Origin of the sequence: Providencia sp. (genome assembly GCF_040396775.1) — a bacterium.
GTDB lineage: Bacteria > Pseudomonadota > Gammaproteobacteria > Enterobacterales > Enterobacteriaceae > Providencia.
In genome coordinates this window covers 98,913-113,266 of sequence record NZ_JBEBNT010000005.1, presented here as the reverse complement: position 1 = coordinate 113,266, position 14,354 = coordinate 98,913, and the positions used below count along the sequence as shown (strand labels likewise).

14 protein-coding genes are annotated in these 14,354 nt (G+C 42.5%); all 14 read right to left on the bottom strand.

The window, feature by feature from the left end; translation table 11 throughout:
* Positions 1 to 13: 13 nt before the first annotated feature.
* Positions 14 to 583: a fimbrial protein gene (locus ABWP91_RS08235; RefSeq protein ID WP_353242864.1), complete on the bottom strand. Its 570-nt coding sequence runs from the start codon at positions 581 to 583 to the stop codon at positions 14 to 16.
* Positions 584 to 627: 44 nt separating this feature from the next.
* A complete protein-coding gene (locus ABWP91_RS08230) occupies positions 628 to 1,179 on the bottom strand; it encodes a fimbrial protein (RefSeq protein WP_353242863.1) in 552 nt (183 codons plus the stop codon).
* Between the two features lie 453 nt (positions 1,180 to 1,632).
* A complete protein-coding gene (locus ABWP91_RS08225; protein ID WP_353242862.1) occupies positions 1,633 to 2,115 on the bottom strand; it encodes a FidL-like protein in 483 nt (160 codons plus the stop codon).
* Positions 2,105 to 2,938 carry a winged helix-turn-helix domain-containing protein gene (locus ABWP91_RS08220; RefSeq protein WP_353242861.1) on the bottom strand — a complete coding sequence of 278 codons (834 nt, stop codon included), beginning with the start codon at positions 2,936 to 2,938 and terminating at the stop codon, positions 2,105 to 2,107. The genes ABWP91_RS08225 and ABWP91_RS08220 overlap by 11 nt, the downstream gene beginning before the upstream one ends.
* A 236-nt stretch (positions 2,939 to 3,174) precedes the next feature.
* Positions 3,175 to 3,693 carry a 4-hydroxyphenylacetate 3-monooxygenase, reductase component gene (hpaC, locus tag ABWP91_RS08215; RefSeq protein WP_353242860.1) on the bottom strand — a complete coding sequence of 173 codons (519 nt, stop codon included), beginning with the start codon at positions 3,691 to 3,693 and terminating at the stop codon, positions 3,175 to 3,177.
* Positions 3,694 to 3,712: 19 nt separating this feature from the next.
* The gene (gene hpaB / locus ABWP91_RS08210) at positions 3,713 to 5,275 is read right to left on the bottom strand and encodes a 4-hydroxyphenylacetate 3-monooxygenase, oxygenase component (protein WP_353242859.1); all 1,563 of its coding nucleotides are present in this window, start codon (positions 5,273 to 5,275) and stop codon (positions 3,713 to 3,715) included.
* 478 nt (positions 5,276 to 5,753) lie between these two features.
* On the bottom strand, positions 5,754 to 6,644 hold the full coding sequence (gene hpaA, locus ABWP91_RS08205; RefSeq protein ID WP_353242858.1) for a 4-hydroxyphenylacetate catabolism regulatory protein HpaA: 891 nt from the start codon (positions 6,642 to 6,644) through the stop codon (positions 5,754 to 5,756).
* 226 nt (positions 6,645 to 6,870) lie between these two features.
* Positions 6,871 to 8,238 (bottom strand): 4-hydroxyphenylacetate permease, encoded by a 1,368-nt coding sequence (gene hpaX / locus ABWP91_RS08200; RefSeq protein ID WP_219245813.1) that lies wholly within the window; start codon positions 8,236 to 8,238, stop codon positions 6,871 to 6,873.
* A 160-nt stretch (positions 8,239 to 8,398) separates the two neighbouring features.
* Positions 8,399 to 9,205, bottom strand: a complete 807-nt coding sequence (gene hpaI, locus ABWP91_RS08195; RefSeq protein ID WP_353242857.1) for a 4-hydroxy-2-oxoheptanedioate aldolase — start codon at positions 9,203 to 9,205, stop codon at positions 8,399 to 8,401.
* Positions 9,206 to 9,215: 10 nt separating this feature from the next.
* The gene (gene hpaH, locus ABWP91_RS08190; protein ID WP_219245815.1) at positions 9,216 to 10,019 is read right to left on the bottom strand and encodes a 2-oxo-hept-4-ene-1,7-dioate hydratase; all 804 of its coding nucleotides are present in this window, start codon (positions 10,017 to 10,019) and stop codon (positions 9,216 to 9,218) included.
* Positions 10,020 to 10,193: 174 nt separating this feature from the next.
* Positions 10,194 to 11,657: an NAD-dependent succinate-semialdehyde dehydrogenase gene (locus ABWP91_RS08185; RefSeq protein WP_353242856.1), complete on the bottom strand. Its 1,464-nt coding sequence runs from the start codon at positions 11,655 to 11,657 to the stop codon at positions 10,194 to 10,196.
* Positions 11,654 to 12,880, bottom strand: coding sequence for a Bcr/CflA family multidrug efflux MFS transporter (locus ABWP91_RS08180; RefSeq protein ID WP_353242855.1), 1,227 nt, complete (start codon positions 12,878 to 12,880; stop codon positions 11,654 to 11,656). The genes ABWP91_RS08185 and ABWP91_RS08180 overlap by 4 nt, the downstream gene beginning before the upstream one ends.
* 27 nt (positions 12,881 to 12,907) lie before the next feature.
* Complete coding sequence (locus ABWP91_RS08175) at positions 12,908 to 13,291, bottom strand: 5-carboxymethyl-2-hydroxymuconate Delta-isomerase (protein WP_353242854.1); 384 nt, start codon at positions 13,289 to 13,291, stop codon at positions 12,908 to 12,910.
* Positions 13,292 to 13,300: 9 nt separating this feature from the next.
* On the bottom strand, positions 13,301 to 14,182 hold the full coding sequence (gene hpaD / locus ABWP91_RS08170) for a 3,4-dihydroxyphenylacetate 2,3-dioxygenase (protein ID WP_206084683.1): 882 nt from the start codon (positions 14,180 to 14,182) through the stop codon (positions 13,301 to 13,303).
* Between the last annotated feature and the right edge of the window lie 172 nt (positions 14,183 to 14,354).

The window sequence follows — 14,354 nt, the reverse complement described above, 5'->3', positions numbered from 1 at the left end:
ATGCGTGTATTTATTAATCGTAAGTAACATTGAATTTAATCGTGGCAAAATAATCCCCAGGGATAATTTCATTATTACTTGTGCCTAACTCTGTTTCATATTTTAAATAACTTTCTTTACTTTTATGATCGAAATAAATATAGTTATCGGATATGGCATAGAGTTTATTGGGCATTAATAAGTTTTCATTGTTATCATAAATATATAAAACAACACCGGGCTTAGGGCCTGAAAGTTTGATGGCATTGCTGTATAAGTCTTGCGGAGCAAAGAAGCGAATTTTAATCCCTTTGTGGTTATTATTGTCATATTCACTGATGCAGTTATTCAGTTTGATATAAAAGGGCTTTCTTGTTATCTTCCTATCGTTTATTTCATTAATACTGAAATTAGAAATATAGTCATAGTTGATATATTGATATTGACTGTCTGTTTCAATAGAGCAGGGCGCCGCAACAATATAGCCTTGCATGACTGCCTCACCACGAAGTCCATCTTGTACATGCCCCAAATTAGGCTCTGTTGCATGCGATTGAATAGAAGAAAATAACAAGGTAGTCCATAAATAAATGTATTTTTTCATAATGAACCTTTTTATGGGGAGGGAACACCCTCCCCTTAAAAATATTACTCGTATGTGATTTTAAAATCAGCAATTGAGCTAAATTCACCTTCAGTGACTGCAACAGCACCATCAACGCGTTTAGCTAATGCGGTAAACTCTAAAACGTTTTCACCTTGTTTATTACGAATTTGGTTCATCACAGATTTAGCTTCATCAAATTTGAAGTCTTTAATTTGAACACCAATATTTTTAGCAGAGCCTGTTGTGCCTAAGAACTCTTTGTCAGTACCGACATAGTTTTTACCGCCGAAAGTAATTTTGATGTCTTTAACCGCAACCCAGTTATCATCAGCATCTTTGCTGAACTCATCAAAATTACAGTCTTTGATTTTAATCGCGATGTCTTTCTCTGCGGCATTACCAGCTTCTAAAGAAGCACGAGAAAGCTGACCAAAAGGGACTTCTTGTTTAGTGCTTTCAGATTCGATATTACATGGCGCATTCACCACTTGGCCGCTAAAATGTAATTCGCCCGTGTTACCACTGGCTAATGCAGCGCTAGACAGTGTTGACGCAGCAAATAAAACAGCAACAGATAATTTATTTAATTTCATACTAAAATCCTTAAGAGAAAAATTAACAACTTCTATAATGAAACCTCTAAATTAAGGGGCATTATAGGAATTCATTTACTTACCCATTATTGGGGTGTAACTAGTTGTATATAAAAGAAATTGGGCCTTTTATAAACCTGTTTCCATTCGTACTTCCATATCAGGAAATGATACTTGAAACGTAGTCTGTTCGACGGAGTAAAGATTACCCTTGGGAAGTGTATATTGAAATAAAATTCTTGTATTTTAAGTCAATATGAATGTTAATCCTGCTAATTAATGTATTTTAATATGTTTTAATATTTTTATGCTTTGTTAATATTGAAGTAAATAATTAATCTTCGTGTCTTTAAGGTGTTTTAATGTTTCTTTTTTTAAAATGCAAAAAAAATGCATCAAATTTAGAATGTTTGATGCATTTTTGTTGTTTTTTTTGATGGTTACTGGCGGTAATTAGATCGTACAAATAAACATTGGCGAGTAATTTTCTTCAAAAATATAATTTTTATCGTTTAATTTTTTTACTCTGGTGAAATAAATTTGGTTAAGCTGTGGTAGGCCTCGGATATAAATGTCATCGCCAGCCTGGTCATTTGGGTCAATGTAGATGTTTTTTACACGAGAAAAAAAATGGCTGCCTTGTTGTTTATACTCAATAAGCAGCTTACGAGAAATAATGTATTTTTTATGATTAAAATTAATTTCACCCGTCATGATAAAAGAGTGCTGATTATTATTCTCTGCACTTGGAATGACACTCAATAAATAATAGCCACTTAAACTAGAACGATCGTCTGAAATGTCAATTTTCAAGGTTGCACGGCAGTCAGGTACAATAGGGGTGCTAATTTTAATGTAAGAATATAAACTAATAAAAACTAAAACGATGGTAGTAAGGAGTAAAAAAACAAGGCGTGCAGGTCTATTATTTGACATAGAAATTCTCACAGCTTATTGTCGCACCATCTTTTGCTGTTTTTGGGCAATATGATAAAAATAAATAGTCATCATCGAAATTTTTATTTTGAGTGATAATCCCTACGTTGTAGTAAAAAACCGTGGCAGGCTTTTTACAGTCAATATCCAGCTTTTTGAGTCTTTCTTTTAATACTGAAAAACTCATCGTGCGAGTGTCTGCCTTATGATAACTATTTATATAACGAATTGAGCATTGATCAATTTGCCCAACTTCAGGGTATTCTGTACGGTTAGCAAAAAAATAGCTTTTAAACAGATAAAGTAAACAAAAGATAATAACGACAATCAATGTTATCTCGAGATAACGATTATTTAAAATATAGGATTTTTTGACAGCGGCTTCAGTTTTTATTTCATCTTTTTCATCGTTTTCGAAGGATGGCTCAAAAGATGTTGAAAGGGTTGGATGGGTTTCTACAATCATTTCTTCTGATTGTTCTTCAAGTTTTTCTTCGGGAGTGATAAGCGTTAAATTAGCTGAAAATTTTATTCCTACCTTGGGAATAGTTGAAATAACTTCCTCATCGAAAAAAGAGGCTAAATGGCGGCGTAAAACAGAGACACTGCTATTTAAATTATTATCAGAAACAACTTGGTTATGTTCTTCCCAAACTCGGCGCAATAAAGTTTCTCTATCTAAAACTTCCCCGTTATTTTGTGCTAATACTAAAAGTAAACGATTTAACGTTGTCGTCAGCTTAATTGCATCGTCAACGTCACTCGTATACAACAGCCCCTGATAGCTGTCATAGGTAACATGCTGATTAATTAAATATTTCATTTTAGGATGGGTTTTTATTTATAGTGGAATACAACTGTATGGTGTCAGTTTATACCCGTAATTCGGGATATGTCAATTAAACTGAATTAGAGTAAACCATTATATTATTTAAAGTGGAAAACGCAGAATAAATAGCTAGGAAAAATAAATTAAATTTAATTGGGTTAATTGCAATTATTATGTTTAGTTAAATAAAAAAGCCCCGGTTAGGGGGCTCTGATGAATTAGATTATCTGTTAAGCCGTAGGCTCAAGAATTTGGTGCACAACTGGGTGGAATTTACGTTTAAAGTAAACTAACCCATGGCCCGTATCATTCACAATGATTTGTTTCATTTCAACCATGTAAACAGAGTGTGTACCAATGTCTTGTACTTGCGTGATTTCGCCTTCGAGGTTGGCAAGGGCATTTTTCAGCAAAGGTTGTTGTAAAATACCGTTGTCCCACACATTCCAACTAAAACGCTCTTCCATTGTGGAACCTTTCATTCCCGCAAAATGGCACGCTAACTCTTCTTGAGAATGGCTCAGCACGTTCACACACAGGCGGCCATTCTTTTGAAACACCGCATTCATTGCACTGTTGCGGTTGACACATACCATCAAAGTCGGTGGCGTGTCTGTAACTGAACAGACTGCGGTTGCTGTAATTCCACAGCGACCCTCAGTACCATCCGTGGTGACTATGTTCACTGCTGCACCGAGACTTGCCATCGCATCTCTGAAACGCAGGCGATGTTCATTTTCTAAAGACATATTGACCTCCTGCTACTGATTACTTCAGCAGCGAATCTAACTGATTAATATCATTGTTGTTATACAAGTGTGGACGTTTCCATCCATGTTGATCGTAATCTGATAAGCAGCGATCAACCATATCTGTCATGGCTTTCATGTTGCCAGAACCTTGTGCATGACGCAGACATTGCAGACGAATTTCGTCTTGGCTACCTGCATAGTTAATTTCATACAGTTCATGGCGACCGCCAAACTCACTTCCAATCGCATCCCACATGAGTTTGAGGATCTTAATACGTTCAACGTGATCCATTCCGTTTGAACCGCGCACATATTTTGCTAAGTACTTATCAATTTCTGGGTTGTTCATATCACGAACGCTGGATGGTAAGTAAATCAGCCCACTCGTTACGTTACTTTCAATGATATTTTTAATTTTGGTGTAGGCCATTGGTGCCATCACACGGTAAGTCTGGATAGCTTGAGCATCAGGTAGGAATGCGCCGCCTTCCCATGCTTTCGCTTCTGAAGTCATTGCATCAGTCAATGACCAGAACAGGTTACGCCATGCAACCACTTCACCCAGATCAGCCTGTACACCACGGAAATCAATAACACCTGTACATTCTAAACTTTTTTGTAACAATCCGGTAATGAAGTCTAATTTAACCGCTAAGCGGACACAAGCTTGTAATGGGAATAAACGTGCGAATCCACCTTGTACTGCCCAGTTGCGTGCGCGGTCAAAGTCACGGTAAATCAGGACGTTTTCCCATGGAATTAACACATGATCCATCACCAAGATGGCATCATTTTCATCGAAACGGCTGGAAAGAGGGTAATCAAATGGTGCGCCAGTTGCGCCTGCCACTAATTCATAAGATGCGCGAGAAATTAATTTCACACCGTCGGCATCCATTGGTGCAACAAACATCAGGGCAAAGTCAGGGTTATCGCCCATCACTTGCGCAGAACCAAAACCGATAAAATTATAGTGTGTTAACGCCGAGTTGGTCGCAACCACTTTTGCGCCGCTGACGATAATACCGGCGTCAGTTTCTTTTTCGAGTTTGATATAAACGTCTTTCACTTCATCAGCTGGCTTATGGCGATCAATCGGTGGGTTAACAATCGCATGGTTAAAATACAAGCCGCTTTCTTGAATGCGTTTGTACCAATTGCGCGCGTTATCTGCGAATTGGCCGTAATATTCAGGGTTGGCACCTAAACAGCTGGCGAATGCCGCCTTATAGTCTGGAGTGCGTCCCATCCATCCGTAGCTTTGGCGTGACCAATCTGCAATTGCATCACGTTGTTGGCGTAATTCATCTGCACTTTTCGCGAAACGGAAGAATTTGTGCGTGTATCCACCGTTACCTGTGTCGGTGTTCCAGCAAAGCTGGTCATGAGTCGTTTTATCATGGAGCGCATCATATAACTGTCCTATGGAAGCCGCTGAATTACGAAAAGCAGGGTGAGTGGTGACATCTTTTACGCGTTCGCCATAAATATAAATTTCACGGCCATCTTGTAGGCTTTTTAAGTATTCTTGGCTATTAAAAGGGCGTTTAGCATCTGAGCGAAAATCTTCTGGTTTCATGTCTACCTCGTTATCTCACAATGAGGGCTTGCATTGATAGGGGACAAAGGTGCAAGCGAAATATGTTAATTTTATGTTTGTTTTGTGTTTCTTAATTGAATCGCTTTCTGAGTCGATTTTAAAGAGACTTTCGAAAGGTTTGCTGGTACTTTTCGTTGAAATGGAATGTTTGTAAAAGAAGTGTGATCTTATCGATGTTTTAATATTAATGTAATTATTTTTTTTGAATTAAAGTACTTAAAAATCATAATATTAATATTTATTTATATATTAACATAAGTGAATTTTGTTGAATTTAAGTGATTACTTATTAATCTATGATTTCACTTTTTGTTATTCTTGCTATGCAAAATTAAGAAAATTAAAACAAAACTGGCAAGAGATAAAAATGTTTTTAATATGTAAAATTTAATGATATTACCGTTGAGCGATTCAACGGCAATAAAATTTTTCAGGAAAAGGGAAAAAGTTGAGTCGGTTAATGGATATTTTGTTCGCGCCAAGTGCTTGGTGAGGAGCCCACTAATCGGTTAAAAAACCGAGCAAAATAAGCGGGGTCTTTAAACCCAAGCTGATAGGCAATTTCAGAAACAGGGCTGTCGGAAAAAATAAGTAACCGCTTCGCTTCGCGTAAAATACGGTCAAAAATAAGCCGTTTTGGCGGGCGATTTGCAAATCGACGGCACATGTCTTTGAGGCGAGATTCTGTGACACCCAGCTTTTTTGCATATTCGGGCACAGCAAGGTGCTCATGATAATGTAGGTCAATCAGCTGGTTAAACCGCTGGAACAAGCGATGTTCGCCCCTAACGCCGCTAGTCGGGTGCTCATCTAAGGGGATAGACCGCAACAGAAAGGTAAATAGCGCTTGGGCTAAAGAGGATAAAACCTGATCTTTCCCCACGAAGCTGTTCGCTGATTCACGTGCCATTAATGCCCAATAATGATTGAAAGTATCAATCTCATCGGGTTTGTCAGCAACAGATAAGCAAATAGCAGGGATATCCACCAAATCAGGGTGAGCAGGGTAAAGGGACTCAAGCAGTGGCATGATGAGATCTTGACGCACCGTGAGCACATGACCATCGGTGTCTTCTTGGGTAAAAAAAGCATGGGCGACAGACGGTGGCGTTAAAATAAACAGCGGCGCTTGGACAGAATAGCGTAATTCGTCAAGCTGCAAGGTAATGTGGCCAGTGACCAAATAGTGCAACTGGAAGAAACCATCATGACGATGCGCCTGCATGTCACGACCAAAAAAGGCAGCCATGTTGCCGAAGGTTTGGTAGTGGACGTCGTCGGTGCCTTGGGTTTCGTCGTAGTCGGTACTAATATCTATATTCGTAATTAAAGTTGAGTTACCCTTCATTCTTCGGCTCGCAGCGTTGTTGGCTTCACAAGCCAACCCTAGTCACATACTTATGTATGCTCCTAGGGATTAACTTGCTTGCCGCCTAGCTGCAAACCAAATTATTTTGGGTAACACCCTTTAATAATTATTATGCAGCATAAATTATTAAAACATTCAAAACATTCAAAACATTCAAAACATTCAAAACATTCAAAACATTCAAAACATTCGAATCATTAAAATATTAAGGCGTTGCTCTTGGGCGTGAGTTTTTCATTGGAATAACCATGACTAACAACGCACCGACGACCAGTAAACCTGCGACGAAATATAAGCCAGAGTTGAAGCTACCGGTTTGGTCTTTCAGCCAGCCAATGAGTAATGGGCTGACGGCTGAACCTATATTACCTGTCGCATTGATAACCGCAATACCGATGGCACGAGCACGTAAACTGATGGATTGGTCTGGGGTTGTCCAGAATACCGCCATCGCGGTGAAGGAACCCGTCGATGCCATGATAATACCAATCAATTGAATGATTGGATGACTCGTCATTGCGGCGAGAACCCAACCTGCCGCGGCGAATAAATACGGTAAAGCAGTGTGCATCTTCCGTTCTTGCAACCTATCTGAACGACGGCTCCAGTAGATCATCCCCAAAATCGTACAGAATTGCGGTATAGCGGTCAGTAGCCCAATCATGGCATTACTGCTGCCTTGGTTGAAGCTCTGCATGATCTGCGGCGTCCAAATATTGATCGCACTTAACGTATTGGTTAAACAAAAATATGCGACGGTATACATCAAGATAACAGGGGTGAAAATCTCTTTCCATAAACTGGTATTTTGCAGGGCACTGTGGCTTTTTGACCCTTGTGGCTGCACGAGCTCCAGTTGGTCTTTGTCCATCATTTCTTGCAGTGTGTCTTTGTCTTCTTGCGTCAACCATTTGGCTTTTTTCGGTGAATCATCCAGATAGAACCAGACCAAAACACCCAGAATGACGGATGGGAAGCCTTCAAGCAGGAACAACCACTGCCAGCCTTTTAGGTCTAAAATGCCATCCATTCCTAAAATATAGCCAGAAGCCAGTGAACCGAACGCCATGGTGACAGGCATCGCAATCATAAATAGGGCATTAGCACGGGCACGGAAATAGGCGGGGAACCAGTAAGTGAGATAAACCAAAATCCCCGGAAGGAAGCCGGCTTCAGCGATACCCACTAACATCCGCAGGACATACAAGCTTGTCGGTCCCGTGGCAAACATGGTCGCCGTTGAAGCAATCCCCCAAAGTACCATGATGGTGGCTATCCAGCGACGCGCACCAACAATCCCCAACATAATATTGCTTGGAATACCAAAAATAACGTAAGTGGCATAGAACAAGGTGGCGGCTAAACCGAACATGGTTGAGGTTAGACCGATGTCTTTCCCCATGGTGAGACCCGCAAAGCCGATATTGATCCGATCTAAGAAAGAGAAGACAAACAGCACGAATAAAAAGACGATCAGCCGTTTGAATAATTTATTAATCACCCGCTGCTGAGGCTCGGTTAAATTTTTATGTTGATCAGCAGGGTTAGTGCTTGCAAGTTGTTGATTACTCATTGTAGGGCCCTCAATTCTTTCTTCTGAAAATTATTATAGGTACAAGGGACGATGAGGCAGTCATGGTGGTGTCTGCCCTTTATTGCGATTTTAATATTTCACTCGTTTAGATAAACCGTTTGTCTGTAGGGTAAAAAGTTATCTAAATGAGCAGACTTAGTTAGTAAACACTCGGCGTGCTGGATGTCACTTCCAAGACCGTTTTGCCAAATTTTGCGGCAAGGGCTTCGGCGGTGCGTGCTAACAGCGTGGTATCTACCCCGACAGCAACAAACAGCGCGCCGAGTTTCAGATAATGTTCAGCAACCTCTGGGGCTGCCATTAAGATGCCAGGGGCAAGGCCTGCGGCACGAATTTGCACGATCGCTTTTTCGATTGCGGCTTTGACTTCGGGATGGTTAGGATTACCTGAAAAGCCCATGTCTGCACTGAGATCCGCAGGGCCGATAAACACACCATCAACCCCTTCAACTTTTAAGATCTCAGGTAGGTTATTCATTGCTTCACGGGTTTCGACCTGTACGATCACGCACATTTCATTGTTGGCACGCGTGAGGTAATCAGGAACGCGATTCCAACGAGAGGCACGAGCCAATGCGCTGCCCACACCGCGGATCCCAGCGGGTGGGTAGCGTGTTGCGCGTACCGCTTGCTTCGCTTGTTCGGCGTTTTGCACCATTGGTAGCAATAAAGTTTGCGCACCAATATCCAACAGTTGTTTGATGATCACCGGATCATTCCACGGAGGGCGAACAACGGGTTGTGATGGATAAGGGGCGATCGCTTGCAATTGCGCTAATGTCGTTTGCACATTATTCGGCGCATGTTCGCCATCGATCAACAGCCAGTCGAAGCCCGCGCCTGCTAATAATTCGGCACTGTATGGGCTGCATAAACCCAGCCATAAGCCAATCTGAGGTTGGCCGTTTTTTAACGCTTTTTTAAATTTATTTTCTAAGATGTCCATCGTGATTTCCTTATACAAAACGGCAGCTTATAGAGCCCATATTGCCGTAATCGACGTGGAATACATCGCCTTTACGTGCAGGAACAGGGCGGGTAAATGACCCCCCAAGAATGATCTGGCCGGGTTCAAGCTGAACATTATGGGGCGCCAATTTATTAGCTAACCATGCAACGCCATTGGCAGGGTGATTCAGCACTGCCGCCGCAACACCTGATTCTTCAATGACACCATTGCGATAAAGCAGGGCGCTGATCCAACGCATATCTAAATCGCGTGGTTTAATTGGGCGTCCGCCTAAAATGACCGCGGCGTTTGCGGCGTTATCTGAGATAGTATCGAACACTTTACGTGGGCGATTAGTTTCAGGATCATTGTTATGGCAACGGGCATCGATCAGCTCAAGAGCGGGGATCACGTAGTCAGTGGCGTTATAAACATCAAAAATAGTGCAATTTGGCCCACGCAGTGGTTTTGCTAAAACGAACGCAAGTTCAACTTCAATGCGCGGTACAATAAAGCGGTCGGTTGGGATGTCACAGCCGTCATCAAAAAACATATCATCAAGTAGTGCACCGTAATCTGGCTCATCAATTTGTGAGCTGGCCTGCATGGCTTTTGATGTCAGCCCAATTTTATGGCCTTTAAGCACGCGCCCTTCAGCAATTTTTAACCCAACCCATTCTTTTTGAACGGCATAAGCATCGTCGATCGTCATTTCAGGGTGATCTAAAGAAATCTGGCGGATCTGCTCACGGCTTTTCTCCGCTTGATTTAGACGCTGTGCTATTTGCAAGATTATGTCTTTCTGTAACATCTTATTTTCCTTTTGTACCTCAGCTCGTCATACTTCGAGTGAGAACTGCGTTAATTGCCTTGTTCTCACTCGAATTATTTAGAGCTAACAATTTGGATTTAAAATCATCCGTTCAAGTTATACTTCGAGCTTAGGTTTTATCTGCAATTTTTTGAAAAATAGTCTGCTAATTAACTAGTTAGAAAGACCGCCAAAGCAGAGGTATTTCACTTCCAGATAATCTTCAATGCCGTAGCGCGAACCTTCACGCCCCAGTCCAGACTGCTTAATGCCACCAAATGGGGCGACTTCATTCGAAATAATGCCTTCGTTGATACCCACCATGCCGCTTTCTAATGCTTCAGCAACGCGATAGATACGGCCGATATCCCGTGAATAGAAATAAGACGCCAAGCCAAATTCAGTGTCATTGGCAAGGGCGATAGCCTCTTCTTCATCACGGAATTTAAATAAAGGTGCTAATGGGCCAAAGGTTTCTTCTTTGGCGACTTTCATGGATTTTGTCACGCCAGTGATAACCGTAGGTTCAAAGAACAAGCCACCTAAACTTGCTGCTTTACCGCCAGCAATCACTTTTGCCCCATGAGAAACCGCATCCGCAATGTGCTCGGAAACTTTGTCGATAGCCGCTTGGTTAATTAATGGGCCTTGTTGGGAGTCGGCTTGTGTTGCAGGGCCAATTTTTAATGCATTAACCGCTTTGGCTAAGCGAGCCGCAAACTCATCATAGACACCCTCTTGCACTAAAATGCGGTTTGCACATACGCAAGTTTGGCCGCTATTACGGAATTTCGCGGCTAAAGCACCTTGAACTGCCGCATCTAAATCGGCGTCATCAAACACGATAAACGGTGCGTTACCGCCAAGTTCTAATGACATTTTTTTCACGGTGTTGGCACACTGTTCCATCAATAATTTACCAACACGGGTTGATCCAGTGAATGTCAGCTTGCGCACGATTGGGCTTGAGGTCATCACACCACCAATGGCTTGTGCATCAGTACCCGGAACAATATTAAACACCCCCGCAGGGATGCCTGCTTCTTCACCAAGAACCGCTAATGCAAGGGCAGACAGTGGTGTTTCAGCCGCAGGTTTCAGCACCATCGTACAGCCTGCCGCAAGGGCTGGGCCCACTTTGCGCGTGATCATCGCATTCGGGAAGTTCCATGGCGTGATTGCCGCGACAACGCCCACAGGTTGTTTGATGGTCACAAGGCGGCGACCCGGTAATGGTGACGGAATACTTTCACCGTAAACACGCTTACCTTCTTCAGCAAACCACTCGATAAAGCTAGCACCATAAGCGATTTCACCCATCGATTCTGTCATCGACTTGCCTTGTTCTGCGCTTAGCAGTTGTGCTAACTCTTTTTGGTTATCCATCATTAAACGGAACCATTTATTTAAGATTTGGCTACGCTCTTTGGCGGTTTTTGCACGCCAAGCAGGTAAAGCTTTTTCGGCCGCTTCGATAGCGCGTTGGGTTTCTACTGCGCCCACATTGCTGACTTTGGCAATCACCGTGTTATCCGCAGGGTTAGTCACCTCAAACACGCTTTTGTCTTGGGCATCAACCCATTGACCGTTGATATAAGCCTGTTGGCGGAATAATGTAGAATTGGTGTTTATGCTCATTTTTCGTTTTTCTCCGAAGACACGGATTGGATTTGTGGGCGGATATTTTTAGCCGATAAACGTTGGCTTGCAAAACTTAACCCAGCACAAATCGCCATCACAAGTGCCATAGCAAAAGGGGATTCATCCTGTAAGACAGAAACGGCAACACTGGCGAGCGCTGCTAATGCAAATTGAATTGAAATCGCAAGCGCGCTTGCACTGCCGGCAATTTTGCCGCGATGTTGCAGTAACAGTGACAAACTGTTGGTGCCGATAGCGTTGACCATCGATAGGAACAGCACCACAAGAATAACAATTATGGGGAGGCTTTGTTGGTAAAAAAGTAGCAAAAACAGACCAAATGCCAATTGAAAGCCGCTTTGCATAGTGAGTATGCGCGTTAAACTGTAAATTTTTAGCAGTTTCACGTTCAGCAATAACATCACAATCATCCCCAAAATATTGCAGCCGAACAACAAGCCATAATGCTGTTCAGATACCCCAAAATAGTTGATGTACACAAACGGTGAACCACTGATAAAGGCAAACATTCCGGCAAAAGAGAAGGCCATGGTGCCGATAATACTCAGTGCTTCTCGGTCTGTGAGCACCTGTGTGTAGTTTTTAAATGCCACACAAAGTAAATTCTCTGATGTACGCTGGTGGACTAACGTTTCAGGCAATAGCAGGAAAATAGCACTCACCGAAATTAAACCAACTAACGCCAACAGATAAAAAATTGCCTGCCACTGGAAATGAATTAATAGAAAACCGCCCAGTAAAGGCGCTAACAACGGCGCAATCATGGTGACTAACGTCATCAATGACAGCACTTTCGGTAATTCATTTGCAGGGTAAACATCCCGTGCGATTGCCCTTGCCATCACGATGGCGGCACCGCTACCAAATGCTTGTAACGCCCTGAAAATAATCAAGGTATTGGCATCAGTCGCTTGGGCACATAACAGGCTTGCCACCGTAAAAATAGCCAGCCCACTTAACAACATTTTTCGCCGACCCAGTAGGTCACTGAGGGGACCGTAAAACAGCATGCCCACACAGAAACCCGCAAAAAATGCCCCGAGGGTATACTGCATTTGCCCTTGTGTTGCATGAAGAGCAATGCCCATCTGGGGCAGGGCAGGAAGGTACATATCGATAGACAATGGCCCAAATGCCACTAATGATCCTAATAATGGGATCAACCAGTGTGGGATGCGTTTATCGAAACTTTTGACCATCGTGCCCTCGCTTTTTGCGCTCAACGATTACGCTTTGAATAAGGTGTGAACGTTGTTTTGTTTATAGTTCAATACAGGGTCAAGCTCTTCCATGGTAAATGACAGGGCTAATAGGCGTTTTGCCGTTAAATCTGCAAAATGCGTTTTGATCAGGTCGAAAAGCATTTCCCCCGTTTTTTGCCTATCTTCAAGGGAGCGACCTGCACCAATTTTTAGCGTCATATGCACAAAAGCATAATCATGCTTACCGTCTGCCATTTGCCATGTATCTAACCAAATTGCACGGCTACGAATACCGCCTAATGGAAAAATACCGGTACCCGCAAGGGCTTCATTGACTTTGGCAAATAACTCGGGAAGCTTAGCTTCTTCACGGATATTTTCGGTACATTCTGCATAAAAATGTGGCATAACAATTCCTTACGCAGTTTCAGTTTGCTTATCAGTGATATAGCTTGGCAGCGGGAACACAGCATTGAGTTGCCCAGTACCGGAGCTGGCGAATAAATCCGTTAAGATTTCTACGTTCTCTGAATATTTGTCCCAACCTAGCATGCCAAGCAACATGACTGTGTCATGCATATGGCCTTCGCCGTAGCAGTAATCTGCATATTCAGGCAGCATTTTGCAGAACTCTTGGAAACGGCCTTCACGCCATAATTTGACGACACGTTTGTCCATTTGCTCATCGAATTCGCGGGTGTAGCTATTCATGCCATCTTCTGCTTTTTGGTCATCGATAAAGCGGTGTGATAATGAGCCACTGGCTAATACCGCCACCGTACCATCGTATTTTTCAATGGCGGTGAGGACGGCTTCGCCTAACTTGCGGCTGTCTTCAAAGCTATGTGACGTACAAAATGCAGAGATTGAAATCACTTTAAAGTGGCGGTCGCTATTCATATAGCGCATTGGAACTAAGGTGGCATATTCGAGAGTTAAGCTTGGAATTTCATGTGCTTGAGCACGAACTCCGAGCTTGCGAGCCTCTTCACCAATCATCTGGCCTAAGGCGGAGTTGCCATCATATTCATATTCCATATCGCGAATGAAATGTGGAAGTTCATTACTGGTATAAATACCTTTGAAATGATCGGCACAGTTGATGTGATACGCGCTGTTGACTAACCAGTGGGTATCAAAAACAATAATGGTATCCACGCCTAATTCACGGCAGCGACGGCTGATTTCTTTATGGCCATCGATAGCGGCTTGGCGGCATCCATGGTTTTTACCTGGAAGTTCAGATAGGTACATGGATGGGACGTGTGTTATTTTTGCGGCCAGAGCTAGTTTACCCATTTCATCCTCTCTTACCCGTTATATTTTGAGCTGTAGCGGTGTTGGCTGCACAAAACCACCCTAATCACATACTTATGTATGCTCATAGGGATGATTTCGCTTGCCGCCTAGCTACAACTCAAACTATTTAGGGTAAGGAACGAGTTTACCCATAATCTGTTGTAGCTATTAT

Excerpts from the sequence above, each read along its gene's own strand:
- hpaX (WP_219245813.1), bottom strand. The coding sequence starts at position 8,238 with ATGAGTAATCAACAACTTGCAAGCACTAACCCTGCTGATCAACATAAA.
- ABWP91_RS08220 (WP_353242861.1), bottom strand. The coding sequence starts at position 2,938 with ATGAAATATTTAATTAATCAGCATGTTACCTATGACAGCTATCAGGGG.
- ABWP91_RS08175 (WP_353242854.1), bottom strand. The coding sequence starts at position 13,291 with ATGCCACATTTTTATGCAGAATGTACCGAAAATATCCGTGAAGAAGCT.
- ABWP91_RS08235 (WP_353242864.1), bottom strand. The coding sequence starts at position 583 with ATGAAAAAATACATTTATTTATGGACTACCTTGTTATTTTCTTCTATT.
- hpaB (WP_353242859.1), bottom strand. The coding sequence starts at position 5,275 with ATGAAACCAGAAGATTTTCGCTCAGATGCTAAACGCCCTTTTAATAGC.
- ABWP91_RS08180 (WP_353242855.1), bottom strand. The coding sequence starts at position 12,880 with ATGGTCAAAAGTTTCGATAAACGCATCCCACACTGGTTGATCCCATTA.
- hpaA (WP_353242858.1), bottom strand. The coding sequence starts at position 6,644 with ATGAAGGGTAACTCAACTTTAATTACGAATATAGATATTAGTACCGAC.
- ABWP91_RS08230 (WP_353242863.1), bottom strand. The coding sequence starts at position 1,179 with ATGAAATTAAATAAATTATCTGTTGCTGTTTTATTTGCTGCGTCAACA.
- hpaD (WP_206084683.1), bottom strand. The coding sequence starts at position 14,182 with ATGGGTAAACTAGCTCTGGCCGCAAAAATAACACACGTCCCATCCATG.
- ABWP91_RS08225 (WP_353242862.1), bottom strand. The coding sequence starts at position 2,115 with ATGTCAAATAATAGACCTGCACGCCTTGTTTTTTTACTCCTTACTACC.
- hpaC (WP_353242860.1), bottom strand. The coding sequence starts at position 3,693 with ATGTCTTTAGAAAATGAACATCGCCTGCGTTTCAGAGATGCGATGGCA.
- hpaH (WP_219245815.1), bottom strand. The coding sequence starts at position 10,019 with ATGTTACAGAAAGACATAATCTTGCAAATAGCACAGCGTCTAAATCAA.
- ABWP91_RS08185 (WP_353242856.1), bottom strand. The coding sequence starts at position 11,657 with ATGAGCATAAACACCAATTCTACATTATTCCGCCAACAGGCTTATATC.
- hpaI (WP_353242857.1), bottom strand. The coding sequence starts at position 9,205 with ATGGACATCTTAGAAAATAAATTTAAAAAAGCGTTAAAAAACGGCCAA.